The organism is Gluconobacter sphaericus (assembly GCF_016757795.1).
GTDB lineage: Bacteria > Pseudomonadota > Alphaproteobacteria > Acetobacterales > Acetobacteraceae > Gluconobacter > Gluconobacter sphaericus.
The window spans coordinates 919,138-944,398 of record NZ_CP068419.1; the positions used below are offsets into that span (position 1 = coordinate 919,138).

Here is a 25,261-nt window from a genome sequence, read left to right on the forward strand (position 1 = left end):
GGCTGCCCCCTGACTGAATCCGGGCTGACACAATCCTCACGAACCGATCACGAAGAAATGTTCTGAAACACACTTCCCTTTTCCGGGAAACGGAGGAATTGTTCGTTTTCAGCCGCGGGATACCGCGGACGACAGGTTTAAGACCTACTGGGTTTCAGAACTAAGGATACCGTGATGTTTCGTCGTATCGTGCCCGTCCTCGGCCTCGCCCTCGGGCTCGGTCTGGCTTCCCAGGCCGCCATGGCACAGGAACAGTCCCCCCCGCCCCCGCCAGCCGTTCAGGGCACGCCAAGCAAGGACTTCACGGGCGTTTCGCCCGCCAATCTCGCCGGCATCATGAACTACTGCGTCGAGCAGCAGTACGTCTCCTATGACGAAGGCAACCCGGTTCTCTACGGGCTGAGCGAGAAGTACAAGGCCACCGAACAGACGGTCGGCAATTTCGACTACGCGCTAGGCACCGCTGGCTACTTCGACAGCAACGGCAAGCGCTTCTACCTCGTGGCCTACACGAACGAAGATGACCGCCGCGCCGCCTGCCACGCCGCCGTCAAGGCCGCACAGCCGATGCTCTGAGCCCTGCCCGCAGGACTCGGATTTCGCAAAAACTCCCCTGCCCCACGGCACGGGGAGTTTTTTTATGCACACTTCCCGCCGCTGGGCCGGGCTTCGCCCCTTTCCGCTCTGGGCAGGGACCACAGGCGCCGGTAATATCCCCGCCTCTCCAAACAGTTCAGGACATGAACATCATGGACATTTCCAAAATCTCGCCCGGCAAGGACCTGCCCAACGACATCAACGTCGTCATCGAAATCCCGCAGGGATCGCAGGTGAAGTACGAAGTGGACAAGGACAGCGGCGCCCTCATCGTTGACCGTTTCCTCTTCACGCCGATGGCCTATCCGGCTGCCTACGGCTTCATTCCGGGCACGCTGGCAGCCGATGGCGATCCGGCCGACGCCCTTGTCCTGACGCCAGCAGCCGTTGTTCCGGGCTCCGTGATCCGCGCCCGTCCGATCGGCATGCTGAAGATGGAAGACGAAAGCGGCCAGGACGAGAAGATCATCTGCGTCCCGCACGACAAGGTGCATCCGCAGTTCTCCAACGTGCATTCAGTGGACGACCTGCCTGAAATCACGAAGAAGGCGATCACGCATTTCTTCGAGCGCTACAAGGATCTGGAGCCCAACAAGTGGGTCAAGGTCACGGGCTGGGCTGACAAGACAGAAGCCGGCAAGGTCATCATGGAAGCGCTCGCCGCCGCCAAATAAGACCGATCAGGCTCAAGCCGGGCGTATCAGCTCCGTGCACGAGCCCGCCCGATACTTTTGCAAAAACCCTGTCTCTCCTCGGGAGACAGGGTTTTTTCTCACCTGACATAACATCGTTTTGTGATTATTTACGACTTAAGTAACACTATTTCATAAACTTTATCGCTAAATATGTGTTATATTGCCGTTGCTAATCTGCTTTCCAAGGAATCAGCGGCTTGTCTCGAGTCCATATCCACGCAGTTTTCTGCCTGGCCACATTTCTTCCCTCCTGCGCAATCGCCCAGAGCCTTGGAGCCACAAGCACCACAGCTCAGGATGGCACCGCACAGACATCTCCCGTCTCCAGAACCACGTTTGCTTCCAGCTCAGCGCCATTAACCGTCCAGAGCTACACCCCCAATGCAAAAGTGACCCAGATCCAGGTCACGGCGCCCTTGCAACCCGAGACACCAGTCGTCTGGCCCTCCGAAAACTCCGAACTGCCCAGCGAGCGCGTCAGCACGCCGTTGAACCAGATCTATTTCGGCAATGAATGGGTCCCGCCCCTGCCGCATCCCGAAGCCATTCTCGTCGATCCATTCGGCTGGAACACCTGGTTGCGGGACCGGGGCGTGGCCATCATGATGGATACGACCAACGAGTTTTCGGGCGCCATCACCAGCCCCACCAAGGGCTATGGCCTGCGTCAGGGCAGCAGCAATGCCGGCCAGTACAGCCTTGAAAACGATATCGACTGGGAAAAGCTTGCCAATGTACGCGGCTTCTCGACCCATGCGCTCGTCGTGGGCCGGTACGGCATCCCTGGTAGCCGTATGTTCGGTGACAACCTCAACCCGAGCTCCGAAATTTACGGTGCAGGCGGCAACGTGGTCGTCCATCTCGTCTACGCCTACGCGGAAGAGACGATCGCCAAGGGCCGTGTGGACCTTGCGGGCGGCCGTATTCCATTCCTGAACGATTTCTCCGCCAGCCCGCTGTACTGCACTTTCCAGAACAACGCGTTCTGCGGAAACCCCAAAGCATCTTCCGACAATATCACCCATTCATCCTATCCGGATGCAAGCTGGGCGTTCCGAGTGCGGACACGCCCCACCACCAGCACCTACATCCAGACGGGCGTCTATTTTTCCCAGGCCGGCATTTACGCCAACACGCAGTATCGTACGGGCTTCAAATTTAACGGTGCGGACATCCACGGCGAGGCCATTCCGGTCGAAGCTGGCTGGGAGCCCCTGTTCGGCAAAGACAAGCTGCCCGGCCATTACAAGGTTGGCTATACGATCGACAATGCACCGCATAAGGACAACTATTACGATGTAAACGGGCAGCCGTATGTCCTGACCGGAAAGTCAGCCCGCACCCTGAACTACTCATGGTCGGCCTGGGTACTCGCGGATCAGATGATCCTGCGCCATCACGTCAAAGGCAATGCGGATGCGGGTCTGATTCTGCTGGGCGGCATGTATGCCAACAGCCCCCGCACGCAGCTCAGAGCGCAGCAATATTCCGCCGGCCTTATCGACAGCGGATTCTGGGCAGCCCGTCCGCTGGATACGATCGGCATCAACTTCTCCTATGTGCGCGTCTCCAAATACGCGACAGCAACGGAGCGTCTGCAGGCCATGTCCGGACTACCCCTCATGGCCAGCTCTCTGACGCCACAGACCTTTGGTGAAGTGTTCGAAGCAACCTACCGCATTCATGTCATGCGCGGCATCACCTTCGCGCCCGACTTCCAGTACTATTTCCACCCAGGCGCCCAGAAGGCCCTCAAGGACGCAGCAATGCTCGGCTTCAAAAGCCACGTCCAGTTCTTCTGATCCCCTATCCAGGAAGCATCGTTTCCCACGATGCTTCCTGTACGTTCCGCCCACACCGTTCTGTCAGCAAAGCGGCCAGATCTGCTGCCTGCCTGCGAATTTCCGGAATGGCCGTCGTCTCGAACAATGTTCCCCAGCGCATCGGCCCAAGCGCGAACAAATCTCCAGAACAGCGCCCGGCCGCATCTGTCAGCGCGCCATCGTCGCGACAGTGCAATCCACCCAGAGCGGTCTCCCGCACCATTCCGGCTTCCAGAAGCTCATGGGGAAGAGTGTCTGCCATCTGCCGGTAAGCCCGGCTTGGTCCCGTACAATTCACAACATGATCGGCGGACAGCGTGAACAGGCCCACCCTGTCACGTGCCCGGACCAGCACCTGCCCGGCCTCCGCACCCAGATGGGTTACCTGCCCGCGCCGACAGTCCAGCGTGCCGTTTTCCAGTTCCGCCATCATGAAATCCGCCACCTCCGGCGCGACACGATGCCGCACGATGTCCCAGCGTCGCTGAAGATGCCGCCGGAAGCGCTGTTTTTCCGCCAGATCCAGAGCCTGCCACAGCGGATTGATCCGCGGACGCAGCGCATCGACCGCACTGCGCCAGCCACTCCCTTTGGCCAGACTCGCCCGGAACGCCCGGAAATATGCCCGCGCCGTCGCAGGTGTTCCGGCAGGAATGATGTCCGTTTTTGCGGGGGCAGAAGACGCATGACGCTCGGGACACCAGCCATGACGGGACAGGGCCACAACCCGCCCCCGATGACCGTTTTCGCGCAGGCGCATCAGCACGTCGAGGGAGGTCAGCCCCGTTCCGATCAGAACAACAGCCGCATCAGGCGCGATCCGGTCATAGAATCCGTTGTCCCAGCCCGAGGGATGATACTGCCTCCTCAAAACCAAGTCCGGGTCTACCTTGGCAACAGGCGCGGGGCCGAAATTGCCGGTCGCGAGCACAACCTGATCTGCCTGAAGCCTCTCTCCATCACCGAGCGCCAGTTCCAGCCGCCCCGCGACGCGATGGCAGGACAGCACGCTGATCTGCCGCCACTCAGGACACCCCTCCGCCCAGAGACTGGACAGATACTGCCCGAACACAGCCCTCGGCATGAACTGGCCGGGCGTGACTTCCGCATCGTGATGCACACGGAGCCAGCGCAGGAAATGCTCCGGATCATCGGGATCAGCACTCATGCCGCCCGCTGGAACATTGAGAAAATGGCAGGGAGACAGCGTGGAATAGGCCAGCCCGACCGCAGGGCGTTCCGCAGGATCGATCACGATGATCCGCGCCTGAACATGCATCCTGCGTAGGTTCCAGGCCAGCAGCGTTCCGCTGGCCCCGCCTCCTATGATAACAATGAGAGGGCGGTCTGAAGGGGACATGCTGCCGTTTTTCTCCACTGAATCGTCTGCAAAGCGGAGCATGACTAAAACAACGGAAACTGAGCAGGACGTTTCGTAACAGACGTTCTCGAAAACCGCTCAACAGAACATCAGAAAACCTGCCCCAGAAGGCAATAGTCCGTAATTTTCAATATTCTGGAAACCTTCTGGAGCGGGCGATGGGATTCGAACCCACGACCCCAACCTTGGCAAGGTTGTGCTCTACCCCTGAGCTACGCCCGCACTCCGTGGAGGGGCTTATGGCCGAATCCCGAACATCGTGCAAGAGGCAACATGCACCTTCCGCCAACAGTGCTCAGACATGAAAACTGATATCGGCCAGGAGGGGAAATCTGAAACGAAAAAAGGCACCCGAAGGTGCCTTTTTCGATGGAGCGGGCGATGGGATTCGAACCCACGACCCCAACCTTGGCAAGGTTGTGCTCTACCCCTGAGCTACGCCCGCACTCCGTGGAGGGGCTTATGACCGAATCAATATCACAGCGCAAGAGGAATTTTTCGATTCAGAAGCAATATTCTTTTTCAGACACAACACCCCAAGTCACAGGACAGCACCCGGGACTTGCACACCGGAGACGCACATCCGATCTTTCAGGGAACTTGTCTTTCCAGCGAACGGTTTCCGCCCCCATGAGCAGCACATTCGACGAACACCTGATTGGTCAGTCTTCCAGCAAAGCACCGGCAGGCGCAGCCGCTACCATCATTGACGCCGATCAGACGAATTTCATGACAGATGTCGTGGAAGCCAGCCGGGAAATCCCGGTTCTGGTCGATTTCTGGGCTCCCTGGTGCGGTCCTTGCAAACAGCTCACCCCTGTACTCGAAAAGGTCGTCCAGGCGGCTGGAGGGCGCGTCAGACTCGTCAAGGTCGATGTGGAAGCCAATCAGGCCCTCGCCGCACAGCTCGGCCAACTGGGTCTACCGCTCCAGTCCATTCCGCTTGTCGTGGCTTTCTGGAAAGGTCAGGTGCTGGATCTTTTCCAGGGTGCCCAGCCGGAAAGCGAAGTCCGCCGTTTCGTGGAATCCCTTCTGAAACTGGCCGGTGACGTCATGCCAGCAACGGAAATCCTGGCAGCAGCCCGTCAGGCGTTGGCAGACGGACACGCGGATCAGGCCGCCGCTCTGTTCTCGCAGCTTCTGGAATCCGAGCCTGAAAACCCTGAAGCCTGGGGCGGCATGATCCGGGCGCTCATTGCCCTGAACGAACCCGAAGCCGCCCAGGACGCTTCCGCGCAGGTGCCTGCAAAGCTGGACAGGCATTCCGAGGTCACCGGTGCCCGCGCTGCGCTGGCCCTCCACACCGAGGGCGCCAAGGCCGCCTCAGAACTTGAAACGCTTAGCCGGCAGAGCGCTGCCTCACCGAACGATTTCGACCTGCGCCTCAGACTGGCCGCCGCCCTCAACGGCGCAGGCGAGCGTGCGGAAGCCGCCAATACCCTGCTCGATATCCTCCGCAAGGATCGTAACTGGAACGACGGCGCCGCAAAAACAGAACTTCTGCGCTTTTTCGAAGCGTGGGGGCATACGGATCCTGATACGCTGGCGGCACGACGCAAACTCTCTTCCCTTCTGTTTTCGTGAGCCGATGACCGAAACGCCCGACCTTCCATCCGCCGAACGTCCCCGCCGTGCGCCCCCCCTGACGGAACTGACGCTCGCCGACATTCCGCCACGTGTCGGCCTGTTCCCGCTTTCGGGCGCGCTGCTGCTGCCGGGCGGGCACCTGCCACTGCTGGTCTTTGAGCCTCCTTATGTGGCCCTGCTTGAGGATGCGCTGGCCGGGCGGCGGATGATCGGCGTGATCCAGCCCCTCATGGACCCGGACACGGACGAACACCCTCTGCTCTACCGGACCGGAACACTGGGCCGCATCACGGAATTTACCGAACATGTCGATGGCACATTCTCCGTAACCCTGCTCGGCATTTCCCGGTTTCGCCTGATCCGCGAGACATCGACAGATCAGGGATGGCGCGAAGGCATCATAGACGCCACCCCCTTCGCGGCAGACCTCGTCGAGGAAGATCCCCTGCCAATCAACCGCGATCTGCTGTTGAACGGCCTTAAAACCTATCTGGAATCCCGCGACCTACAGGCAAGCTGGCCGCTGATCGAAGATATGGACGATGAAACGCTGCTGGTTGTCCTGCCGATGCTCGTGCCGTTCACTCCGGTGGAAAAACAGTCTCTTCTGGAAGCCATGACGTTGGATGAACGCGCCGGGCTCTTGCTGGATCTTCTTGAGAGGGGCATGGAATAGTTATGACGACTGAACTCGATCCCCGCCTCCTATCCCTTCTGGTCTGCCCGGTTACCAAGGGGCCGCTGACCTATGACCGCGAGACCCAGGAGCTCATCAGCCCCCGGGCGAAGCTGGCTTTCCCGATCCGGGACGGCATTCCCATCATGCTGCCCGAAGAGGCACGCCAGATCGACGCCTGATCCCTGTTCGCGGAATCAGGCGTTTTCTGCGGTACTGGCCGGAGAAGGTGTTTTCCGGCCCTCCAGCGTGCGCTGTGACGGGCGGGAGGGGCTTTTGCGGACCTTGAAGTTCCGTACGACGCGCGTCAATTCGCCGGCATCACCGACCAGTTTCTGACTGGCGCCGCTGGTCTGATGGACGATCGCGGCGTTGCTTTTGGTCACCCCCTCGAGCTGCGTCGTGCTGGCGTTGATGTCCATAATGCGCCGGGCCTGATCCTCAGCCCCCGAAGCGATCTGCCCCACCGCCGTTCCCAGACGCTCGACGGACGTGCTGATATTGCCCAGGGCCGTTCCGGTTTCGTCGACCATCTGCACGCCGCGCTGCACATCTTCCATGCTACTGGCGATCAGGGATTTGATTTCCTTGGCGGCCGTGGCGGAACGCTGGGCCAGAGCCCGGATTTCCTGTGCGACAACTGCAAAACCACGCCCCGCGTCCCCGGCATGGGCAGCTTCGACGCCGGCGTTGAGGGCTAGAAGATTGGTCTGGAACGCGATCTCGTCGATCACGCCGATGATCTGGACGATGCGGTTGGAAGACGATGAAATCTTGGCCATGGCCTCGACGGTTTTGGCGACGATATCGCGGCCCTGCTCGGTTTCCTGACAGCAGTCGGCTACGGTCGTATCGGCCTGACGGGCTTCGTCGGCGACTTCTTTCACCGAAGACGTCAGTTCCGTAATATTGCGGGCCACAGCCGCCAGGGCGTCGACCTGTTCGGCGATGCGGCAGGTGATGTTCTCGGTGGAGCCACTGATTTCGCGCGCGCGCTGCTCCACCGCTCCGGAAGTTTCACGGACGGCATGGACAATACGTCCCAGCCCTTCGCAGGCCCGATGGAAAGCACCGCTCATGCGGGTCGAGCCGTTTTCCAGCGCCGGGTCGATCTGCTGGACCAGATCGCCTCCGGCCATGCGATCGAGCGCGTCCGCCAGCGCGTCCGACAGGGCGGCAAGGCTCTGGATCCGCTCGCTTTCGGCGCGTGAACGCTCACGGACATCCAGATTTTGCGTGTAGGTTTCCAGCCCGAGTTCCATGTCCAGAAGACCGCAGCGGATCAGCAGGCCAATCTGCGCTGCGGCCTCCTCGGCGGAGGTTCCCCGGGCCGGACGTCGCAAAAGGCGATCGAGCAGGCTGCGGCGCGGTTGCGGCCAGTACTGGCGGAGCAGGTCCGTCACCATACCTTCAATCAGCAGGGCATAACCGCCGACATACCACTGCGGCTTGAGGCCGATCCGGGCATGGGTGTTGCCGATGGCGCGGGTGCTCTCGACATAATCGGCACCGAAGTCACCTTGAAGAATCTGCTTCCAGTGCTTTTCCTGCTGGTTGCGTGCACCGATGCGATGCTGCTCGTTGGCAAAAAAGCGGTTCAGGGCCGGAGTCTTGTGAATCCGACCATAGAAGCGGTCCAGCGCAGGCCCGAGCACCCCCAGCGCCTGAGGGCGGATTCTGGCCAGATGAGCTTTCTCAGCTGCGCCGATGCCAAGAAACAGCAGCCGCTCGGCAATGTCTGCCTTGACCTGCTCAGTCATAGTCGGAGTCTCCAGAGCGTCGATTTGGCGCGTGTTCAGAGCAATGCCCGTAACACACCAAGAGTTACGCAATCATGAAGAAGGGCCGACGATCCCGGGATCAGTTGGACGCGTTGTTCTGTCCGTAGGAGACTTCGGTATCGGGGGTTGCGGGCTGGGGAGCGATATTGACGCTGTTGCCCTGACCGCCGCCGAAGGACACACTCCCCGGAGACGCGCTGCTGGCCGTATCATGCGAGGCCGAGGGCGGACTTTCTGCACCCGGTGGCATCGGCATGACCGGAGCATCATCGGCATAGGACGTGCCGCTGGCATGACGGTGATGGGTGCTGCGGTGGGAGTTATGGGAATAATGGCCAGGGGCGGCGCCTGGCGGCGGGAGGGCGGCCATGTCTGGCGCGGGCCCGCTGAACATGGACCCACATCCCGCCGTGGCGAGAAACGAGAGCATGAAGAAAGGGGAAACGAAGCGCATAAGACGCAACATAGCACTTTTCGGCGGTTGACGCATCCCTTTGCGGGATGGGACACAGCGCGTTCTTCCCCGCCGCCCGTCGCTGCCGAGCGGCATGTCCAGCAAGGATGCATTCACCATGTTCGAAGGCCGGATCACGTCTCCCGCCGCGCGGCGCCGCGCCTGGTGGGACAGTCTGTTCGTGGACCATTCCATCTTCCGGCTGGGCTGGACCAACCTCGCCCCTGTCGTGCCGGGCAAAGTCTGGCGCTGTAATCATCCCACGCCCGCACGCCTGCGCAGCCTGACGCGAAGGCTGCATCTGAAGACGCTCGTAAACCTGCGCGGGCATCGCAAATGCGGCTCGGATGCGCTGTCCCGGGGCGCCAGCGCGAAACTGGGACTGACGCATCTGGACATGGCTTTCGAGAGCCGGGGGGCACCGCACCGGGACCGTATCCTGCGCTTTTACGACATGTACCAGACGCTCACCTTCCCCATGCTCATGCATTGCAAGTCCGGTGCGGACCGGGCAGGCCTGGCGTCAGGTCTGGTGCTGATGTTTGAAGGCGGCACGGCTCAGGACGCACTGGGGCAGTTGCACTGGCGGTTCGGGCATTTCAACCGCTCGCGCACGGGCATTCTGGACGCGTTCTTCCTCCGCTATCAGAAAGAAGCGGAAGGGCGCCTGTCGTTTCTGGACTGGGTTCGGGACGAGTATGACGAGGACCGTCTACGGGCCGATTTCAAGGCCGGGAAGCTGGCATCCTTCGTAAACGACAGCATTCTGCGTCGGGAATAGGCCTCAATCCGGCTTGACGTCTGCCGGGCCGAGAGAGCGGATCAGGTCCAGCATCCGCTTGCGGACCGCAGGGTCCGGGATGCGGTAATAGGAGCGTACCAGATCGACCGTCTCGCGGCGGCCGAACAGGGCGGCCTCGTCCACTGGAAGATCGAACAGACGCGGCGGCGGTGCAGCCGGACGAGGCGGTGGGGCCCCGAATGCCGACTGCGTCTCAGCGAACCCCGTGACGGGGGACTGCACAGCAGGCGTCTGGCCGAAAGCCGGATTGAATGTTGGAGCGGAACCGGAAAACGGCCGTGATGCGCTGGACGGTGCGGACGGGCGCACCTCCTGCATATCATCAAAAAAGAAGCCGATCGGCACATCCAGAACCTGCGCCAGATCGTAGAGGCGGCTAGCGCCCACGCGGTTGGCCCCGCGCTCGTATTTCTGGATTTGCTGGAAGGTCAGCCCCAGAGCCTCGCCGAGTTTTTCCTGCGACAGCCCCATGAGTGTGCGACGCAACCGGATGCGGTTGCCGACATGGACATCCACCGGTCCGGCAGCAGCGGAACTGCGGGATTCAGGGCGGGTGCGATCCGGGGAGGATTCTTTTTCTGACACACGCAAATGGTTAATAAGACAACCCTGGATTGTCAATGTTAACCTTTATACACCCCCATGTCCCAGTCACGCTTCTTACGTTCTGTGGGGATAAGCGCCAGAATCATGCACAGAATTGACAGCGCAAGCGGGGTGGCGCGGCCGAAACGGGAAAATAAGGTCGGGGAGAGCGGTGACGGGATATCACTAACCAGCACGTCGGCCCGGCCCCAGCCCAGACGGGCCGTCTCATGTCCGGTGGCGTCATAGATGGCGGAAATACCGGTATTGTTGGCGAAGACAACCGGAAGCCCTTCTTCCACGGCCCGCATCCGTCCCGTGGCGAGATGCTGGCGGGGGCCGGCACTATTGCCGTACCAGGCGTCATTCGAGATCGTGACGAGCCAGTTCGGGCGCTCATTCCGGGCCGTGACAGAGCCCGAGAAAATGATTTCGTAACAGACCATCGGGCCTACGCGCCCTATGCCCGGAAGATCCCAGGTCTTCAGGCCCGACCCCGGTGTCAGGACGCCCGGCAGGACGTTGAAAGGCAGGATCCAGGGCTGGTATTCTCCGAACGGGACGAGACGGCTCTTATCGTAGATCGCCGCAATGCTTCCATCAGGAGCAACGGCAATCAGGCTGTTGAACCAGTCCTTGCCGGATTCACGGTCCGAACCGATCAGCGCCGGGGCGCCATCGGCGGCGCGAGCGATCATTTTCCGGGCCAGCGTATCCTCATCCAGAAGGCCAGGGAAGCCAGATTCCGGCCAGATCACCACAGGCGAACGACCACCCTCCGCGAAGGCTTTTTGTGCGCCCTGCGCGGTCAGGCTCAGATAGCGGCGGAAATTACCGACCGCGTCCGCGTGGCTGATGACTTCAGCTTCAGGCACGTTGCCCTGCACCAGAACCGCGCGGGGATTGATAATGTTCAGCGGCGTGGCGGACGACAGGCACCATGCTCCTGCGGCGATCCACAACACGGACACAGCCAGCACGCCCACAGCCGCGCGTCTGCCACGGAACAGAGCGAGAGAGCCGAGCACTAATGCAAGCGACAGGCCGTCTACGCCCAGAACCGAAGCCGGCTGGATCATGACGTCTCCGACGAAACCCGGGAGTTCCAGATCACTGCCCAGCGGGTTCCACGGAAAGCCCGAGAACATGAAGACGCGCCCCATGTCCATGACGGTCCAGCTTCCTGCGAACATCAGCACCCGCCGCCAGCCGGGACGTACTACGCGACACAGGATCGCCGGGACGCAGATGAAGGGGGCGATCAGTAGTGCCACGCCGGGGGACGCGAAGGGGACAACCCACCAGAATTCATGAACACGGGTAAGAATGGCGTTGGTCAGCCAGTAGAGCCCGACTGTGTGAAAGCCCATGCCGAACAGGAAGCCGCACCAGGCCGCCTGTTTCCATGAGCGCGCGTCTTCGGAGACGCGATAGAGGATCATCAGTCCCACAGGCAGCAGGAACAGGGCGTGCACCGGCGGCAGGGACAGCGCTGCCAACCCACCGGCGAGCAACATCAGTCCGGCCAGGCGCCAGCCACGGACAGGGAGCGTCGAAATCATGAAGGAACCGTCCGGCTGACGAAAAGGCTGAAACAGAAAACAGCCGGACTGTGAAGGTCCGGCTGCGGGAAAGCTCAGTCGAGAGCGTCGCGCAGGCGACGTTCGTAATGTCGGTAATATTTATCCGCCAGAAGTTCGCTCTTCACCAGAACAGCGACATCCGTCGTGTTGAACTGCTCGTCCACAACCGCGCCGTCACCGACATAGCCACCCAGCCGCAGATAACCCTTGATCAACGGTGGCAGTTTGTTGAGGCAGGCGCGGTAATCCAGCACGTGCGGGTCAGTCCGCTGCATTTCCACATAACGGTCCGGAAGCGCGCGGATGCGCAGTGCCGGCGGAGCCAGGTGGTTATGATGCATGTAGGTGAGCTGGTCGGCCAGAGCGTCCGGGTTCGTGCCCGGAAGACTGCCGCAGCCAAACAGCACGTCGATCCGGTGCAGGAAGATGTAGGAGGCAATACCGCGCCACAGGAGCTGCATCGCAGACCGGCCGCGATATTCCTTCGCGACACAGGAGCGCCCGACTTCAAGCAGTCGACCGGGAAATTCCGTCAAGGTCGAAATGTCATATTCGGAAGACGTGTAAAAACGCCCAACCTTCTCGGCAGCGTCAGAGCGCAACAGACGGTAGGTACCGACGACGCCAGCAGCGCCCGGGCCTTTGGCGTGGTCGATGACCAGAAGGTGATCGGCGGCCTCATCGAATTCGTCCACGTCACGTTTGGTGCGGAAGGCACGTTCGTCAGGACGGGCGCCGAGTTCCTCGAAGAAAACACGATAGCGCAAAGCTTGAGCGGCATCGCGTTCCTCAGCCGTCTCGGCGATGCGCACACCCAGCGTGCCGCCCCGCAGTTCCTGAAAGCCGCCTTCGCGGTTCAGGGAAAGCGTGGAGAGCGTCTCCATCTGGCGCAGCGTTTCCTCGCTGCTGGCCAGCGTATGGGGTGCCGGAGCCGATGCAGGCGCCGAAACTGAAGCGACTGTGGCGTCATCTGGAACGGAAAGAGGTGTGCCAGCCGGCTTGGTGGTCATGATCCGCTCTTGTTGCTGTTTTCTGAAGGAGATGTTTGCCTGTCATCGGGTTCGGCGCGGCGGCCGAACAATTCGATCCGATGCGAGACAAGGTCAAACCCCAGACGCTGGGCAAGCTGGGCCAGAAGACGAACCGGCTCCTCGTCCTCAAATTCGACGACGCGGCCACTGTCCACATCGATCAGATGATAGTGATTGCCGCTGTCACTGGCTTCGTAACGTGCACGACCGCCACCGAAATCACGGCGTTCGAGGATGCCTTTTTCTTCCAGAAGGCGGACGGTGCGGTAGACCGTTGCCACGGAAATGCGGCTGTCGATCTCGGACGCGCGGCGATACAGTTCCTCGACGTCCGGGTGATCATCAGCCACGGACAGAACATGGGCGATCACCCGTCTCTGCCCGGTCATTTTCAGGCCGCTTTCCACACACAGGCGGGCAATGTGCGAATCATCCGGCACAGGGGAAGACGGGGCCTTCCGATTCCCTGGGCTAGCGCGTCTCTCGGCGATTTTCGTATCTGCGACCATATCTGCGGACTAGCCGAAAAACAGGCATCTTGTCCACTTCGTGGAGCCTGTTAGACTTTTCCTACCGCCAGGATGAAGAAACCGACGGCAGGAAAAAGCGACTCTCAGTCTTCGCGACGACGGCCGAGGCCGATCTTGCGGGCCAGAGAGGAGCGGTGGTTCGCGTAGTTCGGCGCAACCATCGGATATTCCGGCGGCAGACCCCAGCGCTCACGGTATTCCTGCGGCGTCATGTTATAGGCGGTCTTGAGGTGACGGCGCAGCAGCTTCAGCTTCTTACCGTCTTCCAGGCAGATGATGTAGTCCGGGAAAACCGACTTGCGCGGCGAAACAGCCGGCACAGGCTTTTCAACAGGAGCCTCTTCCGGAACGTTCACCGTTGCAAGAGAGTCATGAACGGACCGGATCAAAGCCGGAAGAGCGTCAGCCGGAATATCGTTGTTCGATACATAGGCCGTGACGATCTGCGCGGTCAGCTGATGCAGTTCGGGGGCATTTGTCTCTTGCGACATTGTAATTAAGTCCTTCATCCTTGAGCGAGTGAGCATGTAGCAGTCATAAATTGGCCAGTTCAAGCATAAAAAAAAGGAAATATGCGCGTGACAGAAAATGAAACATTTTTCATAGATATAACTGAAAAAAAATGTCCCATGACCACAGTATATGTCCGGGTGAAACTTGACACCATGACTTCCGGACAGAGACTTGAGATCCACCTTCGCGGAACAGAAACACGGAAGAATGTTTGCGCGTCGGTAAAGGCACTCGGCCACACAATTCTAGAAAATTCACCTGTTACTGGCAGCCAAAATCTTTACTACCTGACCGTTAAACATTGCTAGAAACAAGTACCAGGGCATCGCTTCCGTCCCTGTAATAAGCGCGACGGATCCCGGCTTTTACAAAAGCGCACTTCTCATACAGCGCAGCTGCCTGATTATTACAGACTGCTACCTCCAGAAATACTTTACCTTTACCCAGAACGTTCTGCACCAGAGCCTGTCCTATGCCGCGGCGCCGGAAATCCGGGTGTACGGCCAGGGTCAGGATTTCCGTCTCGTCCAGAATGGACCGTGTAAGAATGAAGCCGACGGGAACAGTGTCTATCACGGCAAGCGTCGCTTCAGTCCCTGAACCTGAAAGCAGGGCGGCAAATGAAGTTGCGTCCCAGACTTCTCCGCCGCGAAATGTGACTTCATGCAGCGCTGCAAGAAGCGACGCACATTCGATCCCCATGACGCGTAACTGAAAATCCTTTTCAGGACTGTTCACAGTGGCGCAGACCTCAGGCCGGCAGCGGGGGGCTTAGCTTCAGGAGGGTCGACATAGAGCGGCATCAACGGACCGGGCGTAACGCCCTGCGCCGCCTGCAGGATGCCCAGCGCATCAGGGGTCTCGCAGGGAAGCACTGGACAGGGCCAGTCGGTCTTTTCAGAAACAGCGTCACCCGTCACGCAGGCCCAGCCTGCGGGATCAAGATCGGCAGTCTGACTGGCGGTGACAGGACCATACGGCGGATCCACGAAAACCCGGCCACGACGGGCGATACTGACACAAACGGCGTCCGGACGGGCAAGCGTGGCACGGATGGCCGCACCGAGCGTGACGCCGATCGTGGGGCAGTTCCAGCCTGCCGCCAGTCCTGCTGCCAGCGACAGGGACGAGCGCAGGCCCGTGAACGAGCCCGGACCGATGACGGCGACGACGCGATCTGGGGGCGTGGTCCAGTTGCTCTGCGTCAGGAGGTCGCGGATGGCGGGGGCGAAATGTTCAGAAGCGCCACGACCGGCCATCAGTTTTTCTGCGACGACATGCCCGTCCTGAACAAGCGCCACCAGACTGGTCAGACCAGTACCGGCCCCTGCCCCGTTGAAAACAACTGTCCTTACAGACACAGACACGCTTCCCCGAAGTCCAGACGGGGCGCACGCGGTTCGGCATGATCGGGGGCGGGTTCGTTTTCTGCCGGATAGCCCAGCCCGACAAGGAAGTTCACGCGCCAGCCGGTGGCGTTCAACAGCGTGTCCTCGACCATGAAACAGTCAAAGCCGGACATCGGCATGGCGGACAGGCCCAGCATCCGGGCGGCCATGATGAGATAGGCACCTTCAAGCGTGCCGTTGCGAAACGCCGTTTCATCGGAAAGGCCCACATCAGCGGCAAACCAGTCGCGCAGGCCCTCCTGCGGGTTCAGCCGGGGCAGCGCCTCAAAAAACAGCGGATCATGGCAGACAACAGCCAGAACCGGAGCGGCCATGGCGCGAGCCACATTTCCCGGCGACAGCGCGGGGCGGATGCGCTCACGGGCATCCTGCGTCGTCAGGAAAACGAAACGACCCGGCGAGCAGTTACCGGATGTCGGCCCCAGCTTCACCAGATCGTACAGACGGCGCAGGACATCTTCCCCGACCGGGCGCGGCGAGAAACTGCGCGGCGTCCGGGCCTGCGTGAACAGGGCTTCCGCGCCCGGAACCGGGGCGCAATCAGGGGCTGTCTGGCCGTCCATGGTTCAGTCCTCGACCTGTTCGACCGAGACGACTTCGGGAACATAGTGCCGCAGCATGTTCTCAACGCCGTGCTTCAGGGTCGCGCGGGAGGACGGGCAGCCGGAGCATGCGCCCTGCATGGCCAGATAGACCACGCCGTCCTTGTAGCCGCGAAATGCGATGTCGCCGCCGTCACCGGCCACGGCAGGCCGCACGCGCGTGTCCAGCAGGTCCTGGATACGGCTGACGACTTCGGCATCCTCGGGAGCAACGTCATGTTCCGGAGCGGACTGCGTTCCCGAAAGAACCGGGCGGCCACTTTCGAAGAAGGTCGTGATCGTGCCCAGCACGATGGGCTTGAGATCGCCCCAGCTGATGTCGTCAGACTTCGTGACAGAGACGAAATCGCCGCCAAGAAAGACCCGGCGCACATTCGGCTGCCCGAACAGGGCGGTCGCCAGTTCCGAGCGTCCGAGAGCGACATCGGCATCACCGAAATCAACGGGCCGGGCATCGCCGGTCACGCTGCGGCCGGGAAGGAATTTCAGGGTAGCGGGATTGGGAGTGTCTTCGGTCTCGATGAACATCGTGGTCATGTCCTTGCGTTCCAGTCCGCCCTGACATGTGCCACTTCGCCCCAAGGTGCAAGTGTCGGGACTACATTGGTCCGACTTCCCGTGTTTTTACGGCAGGCCGGATGTTTTCAGACCTGCTCGCTCTGCCCCTCGGTTTTCCTTGCCGGAGAAGGGAGTCCACGGGGCAGGATGATGGTCGCGCGTAAGCCGCCATAGCCTCTCAAGGCATCTCCACGCCCCAGAACCAGAGAGCCGCCCTCGCGAGCGATTTCACGCTGAACGATTGCAAGCCCCAGGCCGATTCCCCCTGTGGTGCGCGAGCGCGACCCTTCCAGACGATAGAACGGGGTCAGGACGCGTTGGTATTCACTTTCGGGGATGCCGGGGCCACTGTCACTAATGGAGATCTCCAATGCGCCGTCCTCGCGGGTGCGGAGAGTGGCGAGGACATTGCCGCCGTAATTGATGGCGTTTTCGATCAGGTTTGACAGCACGCGCTTCATGGCGAGCGGACGGACATGAAGCAGAGCGCGGTCCGGCCCTTCGTAACGGGCCTCGTGCCCGCGATCAACATGATCATCCACGAGGGTTTCGAGCGTAGCGACGATATTGATGGTACGAGGCACTTCCGGATCATCGGCGCCAGCGAGATACGCCAGAATACCGTTCACCATGGCTTCCATTTCGTCCAGATCGGCCTCGATGGCGGCCTGTGCTTCGCCGTCACTGAGAAAGCCACAGCGCAGGCGCAGCCGGGTTAGAGGCGTCCGCAAGTCGTGAGAGACGGCTGCCAGCGCCTGTGTGCGATCATTGATGAGGCTCTGAATGCGGTCCTGCATAGCGTTGATGGCGTGGGCCAGCCCGCGGACTTCGGGCGGTCCGCGTTCGGCCAGCGGCACCCATTTCTCACTGGAGCCGATCCGGTCCGCCACCGAGACCAGGGCGCGGAGCGGCATACTGAGGCCGCGGATCAACATGGCCGCCGCAATGGCTACTGCGCCTGCTGCGATGGCGGCCGAAGCCAGACCACGCGTGACGCGGTGATGACCGAGCATGCCTGGTACACGGAAATGGATGTAGCTTCCATCCGGCAGGCGCTGAGAGCCCAGCACATCCGCACTTCCCGGCCCAAGCGTATACAGTTCCAGATGGGCCTGTTCGAGAATGGGATCGTCTGCGGTCAGACGCCTGACGAGCTGCGTAAGTGCAACCGGGTAGTGCCCCGGCAGCGCAGGCGTGATCGAGGCTGGCTGCCACGCCACGCTGAGCTCACTGCCCGAAAGCATGACGGCCAAAAAGGATCTCTGGCTGACGGGCGCTGCGGCGAGAACGCGAAGATCCGTACTCAGCGCCTCGCCCAGCTGGGCGATACGCACGTCATCAACAATGTAGGTCTCTGCCTGACCGTAGAAAATGGCATTCGTGAGGAACACCAGTGTCACTGCGACGGTCAGGACAACGCAGACGCGCCCGACCAGCCCCAGCGGCCACATCAGAATGCGATGCTGGATGTTCAGACCCGTTCAACCTCGGCCACGAAGATGTAACCCAGACCGCGCACCGTACGGATCAGCTGATCGGCGTCAGAGCCCAGTTTGCGGCGCAGACGGCTGACGAGAACGTCAATACTGCGGTCCGACACGTCGCCCAGACGGGTGCGTGACAGTTCCAGAAGCCGGTCACGGGCGATAACCCGCTGCGGATTGTCCAGAAAGCTCGTCAGCAGATCGTGCTCCGCGCCGGAAATATCGACGGTGGCTCCGGACGGGTCCGTCAGTTCGCGACGGCGCAGGTCGAGCGTCCAGCCTGCGAAACGCAGCGTCTCGCGACGCACACGCTCCTGCGGCGCACCGGTAGCGATGCCGCGGCGTAGCACCGCGCGCACACGCGCCAGAAGTTCGCGCTGGCCGAAGGGCTTGGGAACGTAGTCATCCGCGCCCGATTCGAGACCGTTTACGCGGTCGCGTTCCTCGCCACGAGCTGAAACCATGATGATCGGCACCTGGGCCGGCGAGGTTTCGTTCTCATGCGTGGCCCCCTGCCCGCTGCGCAGCGCGCGGCACAGTTCGATGCCGCTTTTGCCGGGCAGCATGATGTCCATGATGATGAGATCGACGGGGGCCACTTCAAGCGCAGCCCACATCTCGTCCCCGCAGGCAACGCCACGGGCACGGAAACCGCCGCCCTGGAGGGCACGAAGAATGAGGGTCCGCATGCCCGCATCATCTTCGACAACGAGGATACGGGCGGGGAGATCGGGGTCAGAAAGATTTGGCACCATGTCTTTTCCATAGTCTCCACAGGGTTGGCATCACAAGCAACAAATCCTGAAAACAACTGTTCCCGACACTTTAGCGCTCATGACGAAAAGAGATTAACATCGTACAGTACAACACATCACGGCCATGCCCGTTCTGCTGGCCCGTTTCATGCGTTCAGTCGGAGTCGCCCATGTCACGAGTTTCTCCCGGCGTCGTCAGTGGCGCCAATTATACGGCCTTGATCAAGGCCTGCCACGAAGGGGGCTATGCCCTTCCCGCCATCAATGTCGTCGGCACCGACAGCGTCAACGCGGTTCTGGAAGCGGCTGCCCGCAACGGATCGGACGTCATCATCCAGGTTTCCAACGGTGGGGCGCGTTTTTATGCGGGCGAAGGTCTGCCAGATGCCCATCGGGCCCGTGTGCTGGGCGCGGCGTCCATGGCGCGTCATGTCCATCTTCTGGCGAAGGAATACGGCATTGCCGTCATTCTCCATACCGACCACGCCGACCGCAAGCTGATCCCCTGGCTCGACGACCTCATTACGATGAGCGAGGACGAGTTCAAGGCGACCGGCAAGCCGCTGTTCACGTCCCATATGCTCGACCTTTCCACGGAACCGCTGGAAGAAAATCTTGCGACTTCAGCTTCCATGCTGAAGCGTCTGGCACCGCTGGGAATGGGGCTGGAAATCGAACTGGGCGTTACGGGTGGCGAGGAAGATGGCATCGGCCATGACCTCGAAGAAGGTGCGGACAACGCGCATCTCTACACGCAGCCAGAGGATGTGCTGAAAGCCTGGGAACTGCTCTCCCCGATCGGGACCGTGTCGATCGCTGCGTCCTTCGGCAATGTTCATGGTGTCTACAAACCGGGCAATGTGCAGCTTCGTCCCGAAATCCTGAAAAATTCGCAGGATGCCGTTCAGAAAGCGACGCAGAGCGGCCCCAAGCCGCTGCCACTGGTTTTCCATGGCGGATCGGGATCCACGATCGCGGAAATCGACGCTGCTGTGTCCTATGGCGTGTTCAAGATGAACCTCGATACCGACATCCAGTTCGCCTTCGCGCATGGCGTGGGCAGTTATGTTCTGGAACATCCGACGGCTTTCCAGCATCAGATCGATCCCGGCACCGACAAACCGATGAAGTCGCTCTACGATCCGCGCAAATGGCTGCGCGTGGGCGAGAAGTCCATTGTCGAACGCCTGGATGAAGCCTTCGAGATCCTGGGCTCCAAGGGCCGGTCCGTCGCCCGCACATCCTGACAGGACCAGCGTTCAGGAGGCTCCAGCCTCCTGAACAGGTTTGCCGGATTTCAGGGGTCGGGCGTGGCGGAAGCGAGCTGCGCCTTGGCTACGTCCCGGCTGTCGGGAAGTGCATCCTCCCAGCCACCGCCGAGCGCGTTGTAAAGGCGCGTCAGGTTCGTCGCCAGCGTGGCATCGCTGTTGGCGAGGTCAAGCTGGGCGGACTGGAGCTGCGCCTGTGCGTTCAGGACGTTCAGGTAGTTCGTCAAACCGCTGCGATACTGGCTCTGGGCCAGCATGAGCGCCTTGCTATTGTCGTTGACGGCGTTCTGTAGGCCCTGACGGTGAAGCTGCTCGTCACGATAGGCGATAAGCGCGTTATCCACGTCATGCCAGGCCTTGATGACCGTCTGCTGATAGGAAATAGCGGCCGCCTTCTGAGCGTATTTCTTCAACTCAAGCTGACCGTACAGACGACCGCCCTGAAAAATCGGCAAAGAGATGGACGGGCCGACATTCCACGCCCGCGCATTCCAGAAGCCCAGATCACGGAAGGACAGGGTCTGGAAGCCAAAATCGGCGTTGATCGTAACCTTTGGATAGAAATCCGCCGTGGCCTCGCCCACTTCGGCCACGGCACCGCGCAGACGGGCTTCGGCCTCGCGGATGTCCGGGCGGCGATGGGCCAGCTCGGACGGGAGGCCGACAGGCACCACCGGCGGGACGACCGGCACGCCGGCGTTCTTTTCCAGTTCAGTGTTGAGGCTCTCTGGCGGGGCGCCCAGAAGCAGGGCGAGCGCGTTCTCTTCCTGCGCCACGGCCTGTTCAAGCTGTGCTTCCTGACCCTGTGTATCATGCAGGCGGGCCTGTGCGGAATCCACATCCAGTTCCGTCACCAGACCGCCGCGATAGCGGTCCTGTGCGATGCTGGCGATCTGGGTCAGGACCTTGATATTGTCGCGCAGGATCTTCAGGCGCTGCTGGTCGCCACGCAGACTCATATAGCCATGCGCCATGTCGGCCTGCTGAGCAATAAGAATGGAGCGCCGCTCCTCGTCCGTAGCCTGAAGATCAGCTTTGGCGGCGTCATACTGGTGCGCGACACGGCCCCACAGGTCAATTTCATAGGTCGCATCAATCGCGCTACGCCACTGGTTCAGCAGCGGAACCGTAGCACCATCGGCCGCGCCCTGAAGAAGCGGACCGACCGAAGCTCCGGCAACGCTCCCTGCGGACTTTGCGATATTGCCGCCCACCCGGCTGATGATCTCCTGCATCTCCTTGGTGCTGTACTGGCTGCGCTGGTACGAGCCCGAAGCGCTCAGGGTCGGGAAGCGCTCAGCCCCGGCCATGATGAGCTGCGCGCGGCTCTGCGCCAGATTGGCAGTCGCAAGGCGGAAAGACAGGTTCTGGTTGACCAGACGGTCTTCCAGCGAGGTTAGTTCCGGATCGTGGAAGATCTGCCACCAGTGGCTGTCGGCCTTCATCTCGCTGACGATGCTGTCGGGCGCGCCGGCCGCATGATCAGCGTAATGTGCCGGCGACCAGGGCTTGGGCGCATGGTATTCAGGCCCCACCATGAGGCAGCCGGACAAGGTGAACAGGGCGCAGCCGCAAAGCAGCGCGCGGGAAGTGAAGGCTGCGCTCACAAAGAAACTCCTGAGGCGGAAATGATCTTGCGGTGACCGACCGGTTCGGTCAGCATGTCAGGAACTCGACCTGACGGATAGAAGGATCTCTCGCTCACATGACGGGCATCATGGACGACGGCCACGCGGGCAGCGCCGACCCTGGAGGATGCGCCAAGCGCGAACAGATCCTGAAAGGCGCGGGAACGGTCTTTCTGGCGGATGGCTACGAAGGGGCATCCATGTCCCGGATCGCGCAGGTGGCAGGCGTCTCCAAGGGAACGCTCTACAATCATTTTGATGGCAAGGCGTCCTTGTTCTCCGCGTTCTTCGAAGAACAGGTCCGCTGCCGTCTTACACCGATCGAGGCGCTTTCGCGCAGCGATGAACAATCCGTCCGCCTGACACTGATCCGGTTTGCGGAAATAGCGGTCCATATGCTGATTTCCCCGGTGGCGCTGGGGCTGTATCGCATCATCGTGGGCGAGGTCGAGAAATTTCCCAATCTGGCCGACACGTTCTGGCGGTATGGCTTCGACAGGAAGCTCAGCAACCTGACGGAATACCTGACGCGCATCGTGGACCGCGGTGAGCTGGACATCCCCGATCCGCGCCTGTCGGCCGAGCAGTTCATGCTCATGTGCCAGACCCGCATCGTACAGCGCCGCCGTTTCGGATTGCCGGTCGATGACAGCGATGCCGCCATTGCGACATTCGCGGCTTTCACCGCCGACAGCTTTATGAAGATCTACGAACCCCGCCATCAGTGACCGCCACCGGAGGCCTGGGCCTCCTTCTTGCCGTTGGGTGACAGCAGGAAGCACAGAGGCACCACGAACAGCGCGATCACGCCGATCCAGTCGAACACTTCGTTATAGGCCAACATGGAGACCTGCGAGGTAAACTCCTGAAAAAGCCGGTACATCGCGAAGCTGTGCGCCTGTGCCGGAGCCATGCCATGCGCCTGTGCGGCCTGCTGGACGGTAGCGATATAGCTGTTGAACTCCGGGTTCGCCGGGGTCATGTGGTCCGTCACATAGGTCTGATGCCGCTGCCGGGTCTCGATGATGGCAGCGGTGGCAAGCGAAATCGCCAGCGAGCCGACATAGTTCCGGGCCATCGAGAACAGGGCCGACGCATCGGAATTCAGCTCACGCGGCAGGGTCGAATAGGCGATCGTGGAGATCGGCACGAACAGGAAGGCCAGCGAGGCTGTCTGGCTGATGCGGTAGAACATCAGGTGCCTGAAATCCATCCCGGCATAGAGGTTCGATGCCTGGAACATGGCCATGCCCATCGCGAAGAACCCGAACGCGATGAGATAGCGCATCTGGATGAACTTCATCAGCCTGCCCACGATGGGAATCAGACAGATCACCGCGACACCGCCCGGAGCCAACAGCAGGCCGGATGTCGTCGCTGTGTAACCAAGAACCTGCTGAGCGAACTGCGGAACGATGATGGCCGAGGCATAAAGCGTCGCACCCACCATCGAAATCAGAAGCATCCCCGTCGCAAAGTTGCGGTCCTTGAGGACCGACAGGCGGACCAGCGGGTTCTTCGCATAGCACAGCCAGACGATTGCCCCGATGACGCCGATCGCCCCCAGAACGGCCATGCTGATAATGAACGGCGAGCCAAACCAGTCGTCATCCTCGCCACGATCACACATGACTTCGAGGCAGCCGAGACCCAGCGTAATCAAGCTGATGCCGACCACGTCCACCTTCTCGCGCCTCTTGCGTTCCCAGGGCGGATCCTCGACGAAGGCCGTCACGGCCATGACCGTCAGGATCCCGAAAGGCACGTTGACGAAGAAGATCCAGCGCCAGGAGAAATTATCCGTTAGGTAACCGCCCAGCATCGGACCGAGAACCGGGCCGACGATGGTGGCGATGGCGGTCAGACCGAACGCTGCCCCGCGCTTTTCGGGCGGGAAGGTGTCGAGAATAATGGACTGCTGGCTCGGTTGCAGGCCGCCTCCGAAGAAGCCCTGCATGAGCCGGAACACCACGAGCATGGGCAGCGACGTCGCCAGTCCGCACAGGAAGGACGAGACGGTAAACATCGTGATGCAAATGAGGAAGTAGCGCTTGCGGCCGAACAGGCGCGACAGCCAGCCCGAAATCGTCAGGACGATTCCGTTCGCCACCAGATAGGACGTGAGCGCCCAGGTGGCGTCATCGTACGAACTGCCGAGCGATCCCGCGATATGCGGCAGCGCCACGTTGACGATGGTGGTGTCCAGCACCTCCATGAAAGCCGCCAGCGTGACCGTGACGGCCACAAGCCAAGGATTGTGACTGGGTTTCCAGTCCTGATGCCCAGCAGTATCGCTCATTTCACATAGACCGTCGGCACGACAGACAAACCAAGGGCCAGCGGGATGTTCGGATCAAGGCCGCTGTCCAGCACAATCTTTACCGGGATACGCTGCACCGTCTTCACGAAGTTACCGGTCGCGTTTTCCGGGGGGAAGGCGCTGAAGGATTCACCCGAGCCGAGCTGGATGGAATCCACATGGCCATGCAGTTTGAGCTGCGGATAGGCATCGACCTCGATGTCCACCTTCTGACCCGGACGCATGTGGGTGAGCTGCGTTTCCTTGTAGTTCGCCACGACCCAGACCTCTGGCTCGACGATGGAGAACATCTGCTGACCGGTCTGCACGAAGTTGCCGCGCTCGACGTTACGCTGGGAAACCCAGCCATCATGCGGGGCGCGGACTTCCGTCCATTCAAGGTTCAGACGGGCCTGAGTCAGATCGGCATTAGCGGATGCGAGCGCGGCCTGTTCCTGCGTGACGCGAGCGTCCGCATTGGCCACGTTTTCCTTCACCGGCTCGGCCTGCGTCAGCTGACCCTGGGCCTGCAACACGCGGGCTTTCGCCTGATCCAGCGCCGCGCGGGCATAATCAATGTCCTGCTGCGAAGTGGCAGCGCGGGCCACCGAACGCTGGCGACGATAGTCGGCTTCGGCCTTCACAAGCTGCGCCTGCGCTGCGGCAAGGTTACCCTGCGCGGTGACGAGCTGTCCCGGGAAGTTCTTGTGCGCCACGGCCAGCATGAGCTGGTACGCATCGATATTGGCTTTCGCCTGAGAGACGGCGGCTTCGGCCTTCTTCAGGGACGCAGCATAATCGCGGCTGTCGATCCGCACGAGCAGGTCACCCGCATGGACGAACTGGTTGTCGTTCACCAGAAGCTGCGTAACGTAACCGTTGACGTGGGGCGCAATGGCGATCTTGCGACCAGCCGTGTAAGCGTCATCCGTCTCGATATTGTTGCGGGTCAGGAAAAGATAGGCCCCGATACCCACGAGCACCACAATCACCAGCAGAATCAGCGCGACACGGACAAGGGGATTGCGCTTTTTCTGCGGCTTTCCGTTCTTGTCGGATGTCGTGTCACCCTGCGCGTGATCGGCCTGATCGCCTTGCGCCATAATGTTTGTCTCGCTTTGAAAACAAGTCTGTCAGATCATGACCGGATGTGCTGTGGGGCGTGAAAACCCTCTACTGACCGATCGGTTCGGTCATCCATGGCATATCGTCTCATGGGC

Annotated in this window: 27 protein-coding genes and 2 tRNA genes; 10 read left to right on the top strand and 19 right to left on the bottom strand. The window is 60.9% G+C overall.

The genetic code is table 11. The features are described from left to right. Positions 1-174 precede the first annotated feature (174 nt). The 3 genes from adhS to IGS75_RS04405 all read left to right on the top strand — a co-directional run bounded on the left by adhS (position 175) and on the right by IGS75_RS04405 (position 3,094). Positions 175-576: an alcohol dehydrogenase subunit III gene (adhS, locus tag IGS75_RS04395; protein ID WP_062030014.1), complete on the top strand. Its 402-nt coding sequence runs from the start codon at positions 175-177 to the stop codon at positions 574-576. 173 nt (positions 577-749) lie between these two features. Continuing rightward, positions 750-1,271, top strand: coding sequence for an inorganic diphosphatase (ppa, locus tag IGS75_RS04400; protein WP_141350453.1), 522 nt, complete (start codon positions 750-752; stop codon positions 1,269-1,271). Positions 1,272-1,489: 218 nt separating this feature from the next. Further along, complete coding sequence (locus tag IGS75_RS04405) at positions 1,490-3,094, top strand: carbohydrate porin (RefSeq protein ID WP_141350451.1); 1,605 nt, start codon at positions 1,490-1,492, stop codon at positions 3,092-3,094. A gap of 4 nt (positions 3,095-3,098) precedes the next feature. Here the strand turns inward: IGS75_RS04405 and IGS75_RS04410 are convergent, their stop codons facing one another. The 3 genes from IGS75_RS04410 to IGS75_RS04420 form a co-directional block, all read right to left on the bottom strand. Beyond that, positions 3,099-4,475, bottom strand: a complete 1,377-nt coding sequence (locus tag IGS75_RS04410; RefSeq protein ID WP_202257748.1) for an FAD/NAD(P)-binding protein — start codon at positions 4,473-4,475, stop codon at positions 3,099-3,101. A gap of 168 nt (positions 4,476-4,643) precedes the next feature. Continuing rightward, a tRNA-Gly gene (locus IGS75_RS04415) sits at positions 4,644-4,718 on the bottom strand. 148 nt (positions 4,719-4,866) lie between these two features. Further along, positions 4,867-4,941: transfer RNA gene (locus IGS75_RS04420), tRNA-Gly, on the bottom strand. A gap of 185 nt (positions 4,942-5,126) precedes the next feature. Here IGS75_RS04420 and IGS75_RS04425 point away from each other — a divergent pair. From IGS75_RS04425 to IGS75_RS04435, 3 genes are read left to right on the top strand one after another with little or no spacing between them, the layout of a single operon-like run. Beyond that, positions 5,127-6,080 (top strand): thioredoxin family protein, encoded by a 954-nt coding sequence (locus IGS75_RS04425; RefSeq protein WP_202257749.1) that lies wholly within the window; start codon positions 5,127-5,129, stop codon positions 6,078-6,080. A 4-nt stretch (positions 6,081-6,084) separates the two neighbouring features. After that, the gene (locus tag IGS75_RS04430) at positions 6,085-6,759 is read left to right on the top strand and encodes an LON peptidase substrate-binding domain-containing protein (protein WP_141350444.1); all 675 of its coding nucleotides are present in this window, start codon (positions 6,085-6,087) and stop codon (positions 6,757-6,759) included. 2 nt (positions 6,760-6,761) lie between these two features. After that, complete coding sequence (locus tag IGS75_RS04435) at positions 6,762-6,941, top strand: Trm112 family protein (protein WP_011252335.1); 180 nt, start codon at positions 6,762-6,764, stop codon at positions 6,939-6,941. A gap of 15 nt (positions 6,942-6,956) precedes the next feature. On the opposite strand, the gene IGS75_RS04440 is transcribed toward IGS75_RS04435, so the two are convergent. Together IGS75_RS04440 and IGS75_RS04445 are read right to left on the bottom strand one after the other, a co-directional pair. Next, positions 6,957-8,519: a globin-coupled sensor protein gene (locus IGS75_RS04440; protein ID WP_202257750.1), complete on the bottom strand. Its 1,563-nt coding sequence runs from the start codon at positions 8,517-8,519 to the stop codon at positions 6,957-6,959. Between the two features lie 100 nt (positions 8,520-8,619). Beyond that, positions 8,620-8,934, bottom strand: a complete 315-nt coding sequence (locus IGS75_RS04445; protein ID WP_237468980.1) for a hypothetical protein — start codon at positions 8,932-8,934, stop codon at positions 8,620-8,622. Positions 8,935-9,112: 178 nt separating this feature from the next. Here IGS75_RS04445 and IGS75_RS04450 point away from each other — a divergent pair, with 178 nt between their 5' ends. After that, a complete protein-coding gene (locus IGS75_RS04450; protein WP_202258186.1) occupies positions 9,113-9,775 on the top strand; it encodes a protein-tyrosine phosphatase family protein in 663 nt (220 codons plus the stop codon). 3 nt (positions 9,776-9,778) lie between these two features. Here IGS75_RS04450 and IGS75_RS04455 read toward each other — a convergent pair whose 3' ends face one another. From IGS75_RS04455 to IGS75_RS04475, 5 genes are all read right to left on the bottom strand, one after another. After that, a complete protein-coding gene (locus tag IGS75_RS04455; protein WP_408876488.1) occupies positions 9,779-10,381 on the bottom strand; it encodes a helix-turn-helix domain-containing protein in 603 nt (200 codons plus the stop codon). 38 nt (positions 10,382-10,419) lie between these two features. Then, on the bottom strand, positions 10,420-11,943 hold the full coding sequence (gene lnt / locus IGS75_RS04460) for an apolipoprotein N-acyltransferase (RefSeq protein ID WP_202257751.1): 1,524 nt from the start codon (positions 11,941-11,943) through the stop codon (positions 10,420-10,422). Between the two features lie 74 nt (positions 11,944-12,017). Further along, on the bottom strand, positions 12,018-12,848 hold the full coding sequence (locus tag IGS75_RS04465) for a GNAT family N-acetyltransferase (protein WP_011252341.1): 831 nt from the start codon (positions 12,846-12,848) through the stop codon (positions 12,018-12,020). A 122-nt stretch (positions 12,849-12,970) separates the two neighbouring features. Beyond that, positions 12,971-13,504 (bottom strand): Fur family transcriptional regulator, encoded by a 534-nt coding sequence (locus tag IGS75_RS04470; RefSeq protein ID WP_202257752.1) that lies wholly within the window; start codon positions 13,502-13,504, stop codon positions 12,971-12,973. Between the two features lie 104 nt (positions 13,505-13,608). After that, positions 13,609-14,016, bottom strand: a complete 408-nt coding sequence (locus tag IGS75_RS04475; RefSeq protein ID WP_011252343.1) for a MucR family transcriptional regulator — start codon at positions 14,014-14,016, stop codon at positions 13,609-13,611. Positions 14,017-14,097: 81 nt separating this feature from the next. Here IGS75_RS04475 and IGS75_RS04480 point away from each other — a divergent pair, with 81 nt between their 5' ends. After that, positions 14,098-14,346 (top strand): sulfurtransferase TusA family protein, encoded by a 249-nt coding sequence (locus tag IGS75_RS04480; RefSeq protein ID WP_141350428.1) that lies wholly within the window; start codon positions 14,098-14,100, stop codon positions 14,344-14,346. On the opposite strand, the gene IGS75_RS04485 is transcribed toward IGS75_RS04480, so the two are convergent. The 6 genes from IGS75_RS04485 to IGS75_RS04510 all read right to left on the bottom strand — a co-directional run bounded on the left by IGS75_RS04485 (position 14,333) and on the right by IGS75_RS04510 (position 18,846). After that, positions 14,333-14,740, bottom strand: a complete 408-nt coding sequence (locus tag IGS75_RS04485) for a GNAT family N-acetyltransferase (RefSeq protein WP_202257753.1) — start codon at positions 14,738-14,740, stop codon at positions 14,333-14,335. The genes IGS75_RS04480 and IGS75_RS04485 overlap by 14 nt on opposite strands. A gap of 32 nt (positions 14,741-14,772) precedes the next feature. Continuing rightward, positions 14,773-15,399, bottom strand: coding sequence for a tRNA (adenosine(37)-N6)-threonylcarbamoyltransferase complex dimerization subunit type 1 TsaB (gene tsaB / locus IGS75_RS04490; protein ID WP_202258196.1), 627 nt, complete (start codon positions 15,397-15,399; stop codon positions 14,773-14,775). After that, the gene (locus tag IGS75_RS04495) at positions 15,390-16,010 is read right to left on the bottom strand and encodes a malonic semialdehyde reductase (protein ID WP_202257754.1); all 621 of its coding nucleotides are present in this window, start codon (positions 16,008-16,010) and stop codon (positions 15,390-15,392) included. Before IGS75_RS04495 ends, tsaB begins: the two co-directional genes overlap by 10 nt. 3 nt (positions 16,011-16,013) lie before the next feature. Then, positions 16,014-16,577 (bottom strand): NifU family protein, encoded by a 564-nt coding sequence (locus tag IGS75_RS04500; protein ID WP_202258198.1) that lies wholly within the window; start codon positions 16,575-16,577, stop codon positions 16,014-16,016. A 116-nt stretch (positions 16,578-16,693) separates the two neighbouring features. Continuing rightward, positions 16,694-18,058, bottom strand: a complete 1,365-nt coding sequence (locus IGS75_RS04505; RefSeq protein WP_141350424.1) for an ATP-binding protein — start codon at positions 18,056-18,058, stop codon at positions 16,694-16,696. A 20-nt stretch (positions 18,059-18,078) separates the two neighbouring features. Next, on the bottom strand, positions 18,079-18,846 hold the full coding sequence (locus tag IGS75_RS04510; RefSeq protein WP_141350422.1) for a response regulator: 768 nt from the start codon (positions 18,844-18,846) through the stop codon (positions 18,079-18,081). A gap of 170 nt (positions 18,847-19,016) precedes the next feature. On the opposite strand from IGS75_RS04510, the gene fbaA reads away from it, so the two are divergent. After that, positions 19,017-20,093 carry a class II fructose-bisphosphate aldolase gene (fbaA, locus tag IGS75_RS04515; protein ID WP_202257755.1) on the top strand — a complete coding sequence of 359 codons (1,077 nt, stop codon included), beginning with the start codon at positions 19,017-19,019 and terminating at the stop codon, positions 20,091-20,093. A gap of 50 nt (positions 20,094-20,143) precedes the next feature. Here fbaA and IGS75_RS04520 read toward each other — a convergent pair whose 3' ends face one another. After that, positions 20,144-21,721, bottom strand: coding sequence for an efflux transporter outer membrane subunit (locus tag IGS75_RS04520; protein ID WP_202257756.1), 1,578 nt, complete (start codon positions 21,719-21,721; stop codon positions 20,144-20,146). 98 nt (positions 21,722-21,819) lie between these two features. On the opposite strand from IGS75_RS04520, the gene IGS75_RS04525 reads away from it, so the two are divergent. Next, entirely contained in the window at positions 21,820-22,470 is a 651-nt protein-coding gene (locus IGS75_RS04525; protein ID WP_141350410.1) for a TetR/AcrR family transcriptional regulator, read from the top strand. On the opposite strand, the gene IGS75_RS04530 is transcribed toward IGS75_RS04525, so the two are convergent. Together IGS75_RS04530 and IGS75_RS04535 are read right to left on the bottom strand one after the other, a co-directional pair. Beyond that, entirely contained in the window at positions 22,464-24,041 is a 1,578-nt protein-coding gene (locus IGS75_RS04530) for a DHA2 family efflux MFS transporter permease subunit (protein WP_141350408.1), read from the bottom strand. The genes IGS75_RS04525 and IGS75_RS04530 overlap by 7 nt on opposite strands. Beyond that, the gene (locus IGS75_RS04535; protein ID WP_146861662.1) at positions 24,038-25,144 is read right to left on the bottom strand and encodes an HlyD family secretion protein; all 1,107 of its coding nucleotides are present in this window, start codon (positions 25,142-25,144) and stop codon (positions 24,038-24,040) included. The genes IGS75_RS04530 and IGS75_RS04535 overlap by 4 nt, the downstream gene beginning before the upstream one ends. Between the last annotated feature and the right edge of the window lie 117 nt (positions 25,145-25,261).

Coding starts and splice junctions, on each gene's coding strand:
- IGS75_RS04450 (WP_202258186.1), top strand. CDS start 9,113: ATGTTCGAAGGCCGGATCACGTCTCCCGCCGCGCGGCGCCGCGCCTGG.
- IGS75_RS04470 (WP_202257752.1), bottom strand. CDS start 13,504: ATGGTCGCAGATACGAAAATCGCCGAGAGACGCGCTAGCCCAGGGAAT.
- IGS75_RS04440 (WP_202257750.1), bottom strand. CDS start 8,519: ATGACTGAGCAGGTCAAGGCAGACATTGCCGAGCGGCTGCTGTTTCTT.
- IGS75_RS04430 (WP_141350444.1), top strand. CDS start 6,085: ATGACCGAAACGCCCGACCTTCCATCCGCCGAACGTCCCCGCCGTGCG.
- IGS75_RS04425 (WP_202257749.1), top strand. CDS start 5,127: ATGAGCAGCACATTCGACGAACACCTGATTGGTCAGTCTTCCAGCAAA.
- IGS75_RS04410 (WP_202257748.1), bottom strand. CDS start 4,475: ATGTCCCCTTCAGACCGCCCTCTCATTGTTATCATAGGAGGCGGGGCC.
- adhS (WP_062030014.1), top strand. CDS start 175: ATGTTTCGTCGTATCGTGCCCGTCCTCGGCCTCGCCCTCGGGCTCGGT.
- IGS75_RS04495 (WP_202257754.1), bottom strand. CDS start 16,010: ATGGACGGCCAGACAGCCCCTGATTGCGCCCCGGTTCCGGGCGCGGAA.
- IGS75_RS04505 (WP_141350424.1), bottom strand. CDS start 18,058: ATGTGGCCGCTGGGGCTGGTCGGGCGCGTCTGCGTTGTCCTGACCGTC.
- IGS75_RS04485 (WP_202257753.1), bottom strand. CDS start 14,740: ATGGGGATCGAATGTGCGTCGCTTCTTGCAGCGCTGCATGAAGTCACA.
- IGS75_RS04480 (WP_141350428.1), top strand. CDS start 14,098: ATGCGCGTGACAGAAAATGAAACATTTTTCATAGATATAACTGAAAAA.
- lnt (WP_202257751.1), bottom strand. CDS start 11,943: ATGATTTCGACGCTCCCTGTCCGTGGCTGGCGCCTGGCCGGACTGATG.
- IGS75_RS04500 (WP_202258198.1), bottom strand. CDS start 16,577: ATGTTCATCGAGACCGAAGACACTCCCAATCCCGCTACCCTGAAATTC.
- IGS75_RS04465 (WP_011252341.1), bottom strand. CDS start 12,848: ATGGAGACGCTCTCCACGCTTTCCCTGAACCGCGAAGGCGGCTTTCAG.
- IGS75_RS04475 (WP_011252343.1), bottom strand. CDS start 14,016: ATGTCGCAAGAGACAAATGCCCCCGAACTGCATCAGCTGACCGCGCAG.
- IGS75_RS04445 (WP_237468980.1), bottom strand. CDS start 8,934: ATGTTCAGCGGGCCCGCGCCAGACATGGCCGCCCTCCCGCCGCCAGGC.
- IGS75_RS04535 (WP_146861662.1), bottom strand. CDS start 25,144: ATGGCGCAAGGCGATCAGGCCGATCACGCGCAGGGTGACACGACATCC.
- IGS75_RS04510 (WP_141350422.1), bottom strand. CDS start 18,846: ATGGTGCCAAATCTTTCTGACCCCGATCTCCCCGCCCGTATCCTCGTT.
- ppa (WP_141350453.1), top strand. CDS start 750: ATGGACATTTCCAAAATCTCGCCCGGCAAGGACCTGCCCAACGACATC.
- fbaA (WP_202257755.1), top strand. CDS start 19,017: ATGTCACGAGTTTCTCCCGGCGTCGTCAGTGGCGCCAATTATACGGCC.
- IGS75_RS04530 (WP_141350408.1), bottom strand. CDS start 24,041: ATGAGCGATACTGCTGGGCATCAGGACTGGAAACCCAGTCACAATCCT.
- IGS75_RS04525 (WP_141350410.1), top strand. CDS start 21,820: ATGACGGGCATCATGGACGACGGCCACGCGGGCAGCGCCGACCCTGGA.
- IGS75_RS04435 (WP_011252335.1), top strand. CDS start 6,762: ATGACGACTGAACTCGATCCCCGCCTCCTATCCCTTCTGGTCTGCCCG.